The organism is Neobacillus drentensis (assembly GCF_036965425.1).
GTDB classification, from domain to species: domain Bacteria; phylum Bacillota; class Bacilli; order Bacillales; family Cytobacillaceae; genus Neobacillus; species Neobacillus drentensis_F.
On sequence record NZ_JBALPP010000158.1, the window covers coordinates 1 to 10,054 of the forward strand.

Here is a 10,054-nt window from a genome sequence, read left to right on the forward strand (position 1 = left end):
ATATATTTATTTATTATGATAAATAAGGGGCATAGATAGATGGAATTGCTACAGCTAAAATACTTTCAGACAGTTGCCTATACTGAGCACATTTCTAAAGCAGCCAAACAATTGAATATTGCCCAGCCCTCTTTAAGCCTGACTATTAAAAGACTTGAGGCTGAATTGGGAACAACCCTATTTGAGAGAAAAGGGAGAAATATTCAATTGAGTTCGTCAGGGAAAATTCTTTTGAGACATGTAAACAGGATATTTACTGAGATTGAAACTGCACAAATGGAAATTCAATCGGTGGAACGTCAAATTTCTAACACCATAAGAATATCAATTTCCAATCCAAGAATCCTTACAGGACTAATCAGCGAATATATTAACCGCTTCCCTGAATCAAAAATTCTCCAAGCAATCGGAGTTAAAAACGAAATAATGACAAGTTTAAAAAAAGGAGACATTGATTTAGGTATAGCAGGTTATCCTATTCAAGATGAGGAGATTGAGAGTTGTGTGCTGATAAATGAAGATATTGTTCTGGTTTTACCCTCGAACCACAGATTTACGGGTAAAACAGAAATTTCGTTAAGTCATGTCGCCAATGAACCATTTATTACTCTTGCTAATAATGAGGAATATAGGGGTTTTACAACCTTGCTTTGTGAGAAAGCTGGCTTCATCCCAAATATTGCATTTGAAGTAGATTCTAATTTAGGGGCCGAGATTATAAAGCTTGATCAAGGTGTGGCTTTACTTCCCATTTCAGTTTGTAGAACATTGGGTTTAAATTATATAAAAGTTACTGATAACACCGCTACATATCCAGTCGGCTTATCTTGGAAAAGACATAAATTGTTATCTTCTTCAGTAAGGAATTTTCGTGACTTTATTATTTCGTACTATAAAGATAACTATGAAATGTTTAAGGTTTATTAAGGTTTCCATTATTACTTTTGAAGATTGACCTGTACATTAATTTCACCATAAGTCTTCTTATAAAAAATATTAAGGCTTACTAAACTGAAAAGTGTTATTAGTGAAAGACTTCACTTAATACCGCCATCGGAAAAGTCAACCGTTTTTCAAAAGTGCCTCCCCATCGGTCTTCCCTTCTTGTTGGAATGATGCGAGAAGAATTACTGAAACCCATCCTTATAGAAAAGGATAGGTTTTTTTTGTATATTTTCTGCCGTTATTCTATTTCCCTACTTCCAAGCTTTTATAGGATCAAATAAATCCAAAATTGATTCACTCCCTCCTCCTACTCTTTATTGATAACTAAAATGAATCATTATCATAACGAGGATGTCATTTACCCCAAAATAATATCGCCATATAATTACCTTAGCATTTGGAATAGTCTTAATTATACCAATGTTATTAATAGTTTAATTTTGCTATCCTTAAATGCAATTCATATTAGAGGTGATTACATAAGATGAAAAAAAGAAATCAGTGGTTTAATGGGAGGACCGCAACCTGTATTGTCGCTTCAGCCCTAGTATTCTCCAGTGCGAGATTTGCTTTTGATGCTCCCATTGGTTTGGCACAGGGAAACGATTCGGATAATGTGATGACACGTGTGGTGGTCGAAATGGACGGCGCACCCGCCATTCAAACACTGCCGAAGTCAGTAAGGATAGGGGCCGCTTCCAAATCAGCAGTAAGTAAGATGAAAGAACGCACTGAGAGTATAAAACTGGCACACGGGAAAGTATTACAAACAATAAATGAAAAAGGGATTCCATTCAAAGAGTCTAACGAATATACATTTACCTTTAACGGTATTTCAATGAAAGTCCCCAAAAACAAACTTGATGAACTGCGTTCAATTCCCGGCGTAAAAGCGGTGTATCCGGATCAGGAATATCACACAGACTTAGCCGAAAGCGTTCCTTTGATTGGTGCTCCTGACGTTTGGTCCATGCACGACCAAGAAAATCAAGGAGTTACAGGGAAAGGAGTAACGGTCGCTGTGATTGACACGGGCGTGGACTATAATCACCCTGACCTTGGCGGGGCGATCGGACCAGGGCACAAAGTACTCGGGGGGTATGATTTTGTCAATCATGATAACGACCCAATGGACGACTACGGCCATGGAACCCATGTTGCCGGAATCATTGGGGCTCATGGTAAAGTGACCGGGGTGGCACCTGACGCTTCGATAACAGCCTATAAAGTCATGGACAATAACGGATCAGGAGATACATCCGATATCCTTGCCGGAATTGAAGCCTCTATTTCTCCAGACAATCCATACCCGGCAGATGTCATTAATATGAGCCTTAGTGGTCCAGGAGATGGCAGTGATCCCATCTCCCAAGCCGCCCAAAATGCGGTTGAAGCCGGTGTAGTTGTTGTAGCAGCAGCCGGGAATTCAGGCCCTGGATATGGAACAATTGGTGCTCCTGCTAATGCAGAGGGAGTACTTGCTGTCGGTGCAAGTACAAGCGGTATCAAAGTACCTGACGTAAAAATGGTTGCCCCAGTTGAAGAGAATTTGTCCGTTACACGCCTTGGGATTTCAGCTAACCCTCCTGAAGCAGCAATTACCAGCGAGCTGGTAGACGTTGGAGAAGGAGGACCAGAAAGCTACGATGGATTAGATGTAAAAGGAAAGATTGTCCTAATTCAATTGCCTCAAGGTGCAACTGTACAGCAAGCTTTTTCGGAAGCGGTTACAGCTCAAGAAAAAGGGGCCGATGCTGCGCTCTTTTACCTGCCTGAACAACCTGGCCCTGTTTTTAAATTAGGAGATACTATACCATCACAATATGCATCTAATTCATCTGAAAAGTTACAAGATCAAGATCAATTCCAGACAGATTCATCCATGGATGGTCGGTTGGATACGTTGGCCGCAATGCTCATTACCGGAACAAAAGCTGGGGAATTAAAGTCCTACTTGGCCAAGGGACCCGTTAAAATCACGATTACAGGAAAGGACGCAACGGATCAAATTGCTAACTTTAGTTCCCGTGGTAATTCCGACTTACGAGCAAAGCCTGATTTAGTTGCTCCGGGTGTTGAAATCAATTCGACTTACATCAAGAAACAGGATGATGATACCGGTTACACCAGAATGAGCGGGACAAGCATGGCTGCTCCCCATGTGGCTGGTGCAGCTGCCCTTATGAAACAACTCCACCCTTCCTGGAAAGCAAGCGAGATTGCCAGTATTTTAAAAGAATCCGCGAAACCGCTGGCATCATATGATGTGCTTACTCAAGGGGCAGGAAGACTGGATGTAAAGGCTGCAGCGGAAACCAATGTGATCGCCTCACCTAATGGCTTAAATTTTGGAATAGCTGATTTAAAAGATTCAGAGATTCATAGAAGCGCTTCGTTATCTTTAAACAATCACGGCGAAAAACCGGTGGATATAGATTTCACTGTAAAGGACGATACAAAATCCGGAGCAGCCGTTACAGTGAATCCATCCCATATTCATATGGAACCAGGTCAGCAAGTCAATGTTGATGTGAACATCAACATGAATCGGCCGGATCAGGATACGGTTATTTCGGGATGGATAGAAGGAAATATCCAATCCGGAACAGAATCGCAGCATTTGCGGGAGCCATACCAGTTGACTGTACGGCATCTCCAAATTACTGCATCTCCCGATCCAGTAGCATCCACAGTGAGTGGAACAGAAGCCTTCATATACAGTCCGGTTGATTTGTCACAAGCTCCAAAAGTGACTGTTCGAACTCCAAGCGGAAAGACAAATCAAGTGACTTCTGTCTTAGATCATGATCATTGGTGGCGGGTGCCCGTTCAGACTAGCGAAGTGGGAATATATCAGATTGATGCTAGCTCTACAGTCAAAAATTCCTCTAGTGAGGAATCTACGATAATAGGCTCTGGTTATGTGGAAAAATTACCAGCCGATAAGGAGCACTCTTCTAACTGGAAAGCTGTCGGACCTTACTCTAATGCAGGGCTGATGCATGTTGACCCAAAAAACCCTAAGGTCATGACGGTATTATCAACACTATCTCCTTCTATTTTCCGGACGGAGGATGGGGCAAAAACTTGGCATGAGTTTCGAAATTTTCCTGTCGCAGGAGGAGCGCCAACTGCACTCATCGTTAATCCTACTAATGAAAAAAATATTTATGTTCCTGTTAGGTCGAGGTCTAATGATCCAACGTATATAGGTAAGATATTCGCCAGCAAAGACGGTGGAATAACATGGAATACACTACCTTTTCCTAACATAGAAGTAACTGACTTAGCCATTGATGAGAGCGGGCAGAAATTGGTTGCTATTTCCGGCAATGAAGTATTTATCAGCTTAGACAGAGGGAATAACTGGGAGAAGTTGTCTGGCAATTGGCCATATCTTATTGGCGCACTTCTTCTTAATAACGACCTATACCTTTCAACATACAGTGGTGTTTACGCTGTTAAAGATGTATTTTCTGGTTCGGCTACGCCTGTGAAATTGTTTCAGCCCCAGTATAGAGGGATACAGGAAGTAGTAGGCAATCATGATATCCTTATTGCACGTGCTACTTTTGGCGGTGGATTGTACGCGTCCTTAAACCAAGGTAAAGATTGGAATGAACTTACCCACAATCAAGTACCATTTCATGATGTATTTTGCGTTAAGATTCTCGATGGGGGTATTTATGTAGGAACTGGTTATGATGGAATTTGGGTAAGTCACGATTACGGAAAAACATGGGAATCTTGGAAACAACCGCTACCAGGGTCTAGGTCCCTTGATATCGATTTTGCCTTAGGAGCAAAATCTTCTCCTAACGGGAATCGCCCAGTTTATGTTTCTTCAGATCAGGCTGGAATATATGAAACACTGAACAAAGGAGAAACATATAAACGGGTGGGTATTCCTGGAGCAACGGTTTATGACTTGGCTATTTCACGTAACACCAAAGGATACCAGTTACTTGCCGGAACTGATTCTAACACGTATCGGACAATGTTACCTGATCAAAATAAAGTTGATTCCTCCACTCTCGAATGGGGAGCGGCTCAAGGTGAAGGAATGTCAGGAGAACAAGTATATCAGGTTGCAACGTCCCCAACAGAACCAAATGTCGTCTACAAGACACGCTTTAGTGCGATTGGGACGATGAGTGTGTACCGAAGCAATGATGGAGGAGAAAAATGGGATTTGAAATTTGAAGATTATTCTGTCCCTCTTGCCCTACTGGTTCATCCAGCCAACCCGAATGAAATCGTGATCCCATATTCTATCCCAGGCTCTGCCGAAACAGGTGTGTGGGTCAGCCAAGATGGTGGGGATAATTGGAAAAAAATGAAGCAAGAACACCAGTTTAGTGCCATAGCCGGTGATCCCAAAGATCCTAACCGGATTTGGGCTGGCGGAAATGACGGGCTATTTCTGTCCCAAGACATGGGCCAATCATTCCAAAAAATTCAAAACGTTCCTGTAAGCAGTATTGCGATTGACTCACACAATCCAGACCATTTAGTAGTGGGAGGAAACCATTTATATGTCAGTACAGATGGCGGGAAAACATTAGAAAAAGCAAAGTATGCTGAATCTAAGCTCAACATTTATGTCAATGATATCATCGTTTCCCCTACTAATCCTAAGGTCGTCTATGCAGCAACTGGTGCCTTTTATCAAGGGGGACAAGGAGGTCTCCTTAAGGGAGGTCGCGGTGTGTTAATGAGTGTGGATGCTGGGGAAACATGGTCGAATATATCCGATGGCCTTGATAACAAAAATGCAACTGCCCTTGAACTATCATCAGACGAAGAATATTTGTTTGTCGGCACACAGGGCGGCAGCGTCCATCGATTGAAAGTGTCTAATAATCATCGGTAAGATCACTTAAACAGAAATCTTCTTATTCCCTTCCCCATTCCGCTTCCTGGAATGGGGAAGTTTTTTTATGAGGGAAAATTCTTTAGAAAGTAAGTAAAATATTATCAGGATACACTCTCTCATTGAGTTTTGTCTTTTCCACATAAGCAACCAACAAGTCTATAAAACTTCTTGCAGCAGATCCAATATACTTTTCTTTATGATGTATAATTGCAATTTCGTTACATATAGTTGGGTTTTCTATTTTAATTATCTTTAGGGTTTCATCATTCTCCGAATCGAGAAGTGTTTTGGGAAGAATGTTGCTCCAATTCCTGGTTTCACTAAACTCAATATTGATTTTACCTCTGTTAATTCTATGATTGGCTGGATGGCAAATCCAAGAGAGGCAAACGCAACATCAATTAATTTTCGACACTTGTGGTTTATTGGCCATAATACAAGAGACAGGTCCCTTATCTCTTCCAACTCCACTATATCCCTATCAGCCAATGGATGGTCATCTGAAACTGCCAAATAATATTCCTCATTATATAAAGGGATATTAGTTAGCTGATCATTCTCTATAGGCATGACTGTCAAAGCTATATCAATTTCATTTCGAAAAACCTTTTCATCAATGTTTTCTGACATAAAGATCTTTGTTTGCACTTGGGGCCACTTGCGATGAAGTTCTAAGAAAACGACGGATGCAAGCTGACTTAACTCTTCCGACATTGCCCCAATGATAAGTTTTCCTTTTTTTACATTTTGAAGCTCATCTATTTGTTCATAAACACTTTTTATATTGGAGAATATATTTCCAGATTGTTCTCGTAGGATTTCACCAGCTTCCGTGATGGCGATTTTTTTTCCTAAACGATCAAATAAACGGACTCCTAATTTATCTTCAAGGGTTCTCATTTGACGGCTCAAAGCTGGTTGTGAAATTCCTAATTTTTCTGCTGCCCTTGTGAAATGTAATTCCTCACAAATAGCCAGGAAGTATTCCAATTCCCTTAATTCCATAATTCCCTTTCTCTCTTTCACCTATTTCAATACGCCTATCATTTTGAATGTTCATTTTCAAACATAAACAATATGATAATAGTAAAAATAGAGTAGAAAGCTACTCATGTGAACTTATTCACAATAATAGTTATACTATTTTCAATACAGAATAAACTTTAAACAATACAAACTTTCTCGTAGGTACTTACAAATATTAGATAATTCAACAATCCCTCTATTAGAACAACTCCTTTACTACTTTTAAAAAACTCGGGAGTTAATACCCATTATGAAAATAAATATTGGACTTTCCCTTATACAGAATCTTAGTCCGCTTATTTATAATAAAGGATTTTAAAATTTTATAACCATCCAATCAAGTGTTTTTTAAACCATCCATTTCATAAATAGAAAATAATAATGCTGTACTTCAGCCTCCATTCCAAGCTAGTAAAAATAAATAGGCAGTAAAACCCAATAGGCTCCACTTCCGTTCCGATGAACTACCTTTCCATCAAAAGAAAATCTATTTTAGTAAATTTAAAAGAGCTACCTCAGTAGCCCTTAATAAAGCAATTAAAAATGGAATTAAAGTTCCTCACACATTCCACTTCAATGAATTGGGAAAGGTTTTTTAAAAAGGGAAAATTCTTTAGAAAGAAAGTAAAGTATTTTCAGGATGCACCCTCTCATTCAGTTTCGTTTTTTCCACATAAGCAACCAACAAGTCTATAAAACTTCTTGCAGCATGTCCAATATACTTTTCTTTATGATGTACAATGGCAATCTCCTTATAAATAGCTGGGTTTTCTATCTTAATAACCTTTAGGGTTCCATCATTCTCCGAATCGAGAAGTGTTCTTGGACGAATGGTTGCTCCAATACCTGCTTTCACTAAACTCAATATAGATTTTACCTCAGTCAATTCTATGATTGGCTGTATGGCAAATCCCACAGAGGCGAAGGCAAAATCAATTAATTTTCGGCACTTGTGGTTTATAGGAAATAATATTAGTGACAGGTCCTTAATCTCTTCTAACTTCACTTTATCCCTATTTGCCAATGGATGGTCATATGGAACGGCCAAATAATTTTCTACAATATATAAAGGGATATTCGTTAACTGTTCATTCTCTATAGGCATAAGTGTCAATGCTATGTCAATTTCATTTCGAATAACCTTTTCTTCAATATTATCTGACATTAAGATCTTTGTTTGGACCTGGGGCCACTTGTGATGAAGTTCTAAGAAAACGACGGATGCAAGCTGACTTAACTCTTCCGACATTGCCCCAATGATAAGTTTTCCTTTTTTTACTTTTTGAAGTTCTTCTATTTGTTCATATACACTTTTTATATTGGAGAATATTTTCCCAGATTGTTCCAGAAGAATTTCGCCAGCTTCTGTGATGGCGATTTTTTTTCCTAAACGATCAAATAAACGGACTCCTAATTTATCTTCAAGGGTTCTCATTTGACGGCTCAAAGCAGGTTGTGAAATTCCTAATTTTTCTGCTGCCCTAGTGAAATGTAATTCCTCACATATAGCCATAAAGTATTCCAATTCCCTTAATTCCATAATTCCCCTTCTCTCCATCGTCTGATGGTAAAAATCAAATAAGCAAAAGGCAACGTTTTCAAATCATTGTCTTTATTTTCTTATTATTTATTGTAGAACACCAGGTATATAACCTCAATGAAATTATATTACGCAAATTTATCCAATACTTATCTAGAATTGAAACCCTTGTTAATTGGGCGATTTATTGTACCCTTTGGAAAATACCTCTCCAATGAATGAAAAACCTCCCTATCATTGATAGGAAGGTAATTTTCATTTTAATTATTTGCCTTCACCAGTGTTGAACATATCTTTTGCGTATTGGATACCTAAACCATATGCACCGCCGTGTTCTTCAGCAATGGATAGTACTTGATTATAAGTAGCTTGATTTGCCCAGTCGCGTTGTAATTCCAGCATATATTGCATCCATGTGATTGGTGTGGCACCAGCTTGTACCATACGTTCAATCGCCATATTGTGGGCTTGATCCGTCACACCGCCTGAAGCGTCCGTTACCACGTAGACTTCATAACCATCATTAAGTGCTTCTAAAACTGGCATCACGACACAAACTTCAGTCCAAAGACCGGCAACAACGATTTTTTTCTTTCCAGTATCTTTAATGGCTTGTACCACGTTTTTATCATCCCAAGCATTCATAGATGTACGATCAATAATTTTTTGATCTGGAAAGACTTTTTTAATCTCTGGGAAGATTGAACCACTGAAAGACTTAGAAGCTACTGTTGTTAATACGGTTGGAACCTTAAACGTCTTAGCCGCTTCAGCCAATCCCGCCACATTATTACGAAGTGTTGCCACATCGATTGACTTAGTCCCAAAAGCCATCTGCGGCTGGTGGTCAATCATTAATAACATATGATTGGATGGTGTTAATATTTTTGATGTAGATTGGTTATCTACCTTTATTGGTTGATTTTCATTTGTTGATGCTTTTGTCACTGAACTATGTGTTAATTCTACTGCCCCTACTGCACCTACGGCAACTGATAGAGCCATTCCTACTGCTGCTAATTTTTTAAATACAGATTTCATCTTCTGAACCTCTCCCTTTATCTATTTATATATTTGTAGTAATTTTTCAAAACATGTTTAACCTAAGGTCCACAAACTATTTTTAATTCAAATATCTCCATTTAAAGATATTAGGGTAAATTAATTCAATTATTTGCCTTCACCAGTGTTGAACATTTCTTTTGCGTATTGGATACCTAAACCATATGCACCGCCGTGTTCTTTAGCAATGGATAGTACTTGATCATAAGTAGCTTGATTTGCCCAGTCACGTTGTAATTCCAGCATATATTGCATCCATGTGATTGGTGTAGCACCGGCTTGTACCATACGTTCAATTGCCATATTGTGCGCTTGATCCGTAACGCCGCCTGAAGCGTCAGTTACTACGTAAACTTCATAACCATCATTAAGTGCTTCTAAAACTGGCATCACGACACAAACTTCAGTCCAAAGACCAGCAACGACGATTTTTTTCTTTCCTGTATCTTTAATGGCTTGCACTACGTTTTTATCATCCCAAGCATTCATGGATGTACGATCATAAATTTTTTGATCTGGGAAGACTTTTTTAATCTCTGGGAAAATTGAACCACTGAATGACTTAGATGCTACTGTTGTTAATACAGTTGGAACCTTAAACGTCT

6 protein-coding genes are annotated in these 10,054 nt (G+C 39.2%); 2 read left to right on the forward strand and 4 right to left on the reverse strand.

Going from position 1 to position 10,054, the window contains the following annotated elements:
- The first annotated feature begins 39 nt into the window (after positions 1-39).
- Entirely contained in the window at positions 40-927 is an 888-nt protein-coding gene (locus V7161_RS28375; RefSeq protein ID WP_335716141.1) for a LysR family transcriptional regulator, read from the forward strand.
- 502 nt (positions 928-1,429) lie between these two features.
- On the forward strand, positions 1,430-5,818 hold the full coding sequence (locus tag V7161_RS28380) for a S8 family serine peptidase (RefSeq protein WP_335716142.1): 4,389 nt from the start codon (positions 1,430-1,432) through the stop codon (positions 5,816-5,818).
- Between the two features lie 255 nt (positions 5,819-6,073).
- Here the strand turns inward: V7161_RS28380 and V7161_RS28385 are convergent, their stop codons facing one another.
- The 4 genes from V7161_RS28385 to V7161_RS28400 form a co-directional block, all read right to left on the reverse strand.
- Positions 6,074-6,847: a LysR family transcriptional regulator gene (locus tag V7161_RS28385; RefSeq protein ID WP_335716143.1), complete on the reverse strand. Its 774-nt coding sequence runs from the start codon at positions 6,845-6,847 to the stop codon at positions 6,074-6,076.
- A gap of 613 nt (positions 6,848-7,460) precedes the next feature.
- Positions 7,461-8,387: a LysR family transcriptional regulator gene (locus V7161_RS28390; protein ID WP_335716144.1), complete on the reverse strand. Its 927-nt coding sequence runs from the start codon at positions 8,385-8,387 to the stop codon at positions 7,461-7,463.
- 264 nt (positions 8,388-8,651) lie between these two features.
- The gene (locus V7161_RS28395) at positions 8,652-9,251 is read right to left on the reverse strand and encodes a hydrolase (RefSeq protein WP_335716146.1); all 600 of its coding nucleotides are present in this window, start codon (positions 9,249-9,251) and stop codon (positions 8,652-8,654) included.
- 306 nt (positions 9,252-9,557) lie between these two features.
- Positions 9,558-10,054 (reverse strand): hydrolase (locus V7161_RS28400; RefSeq protein ID WP_335716145.1); only part of this gene is annotated, 497 nt, incomplete at its 5' end.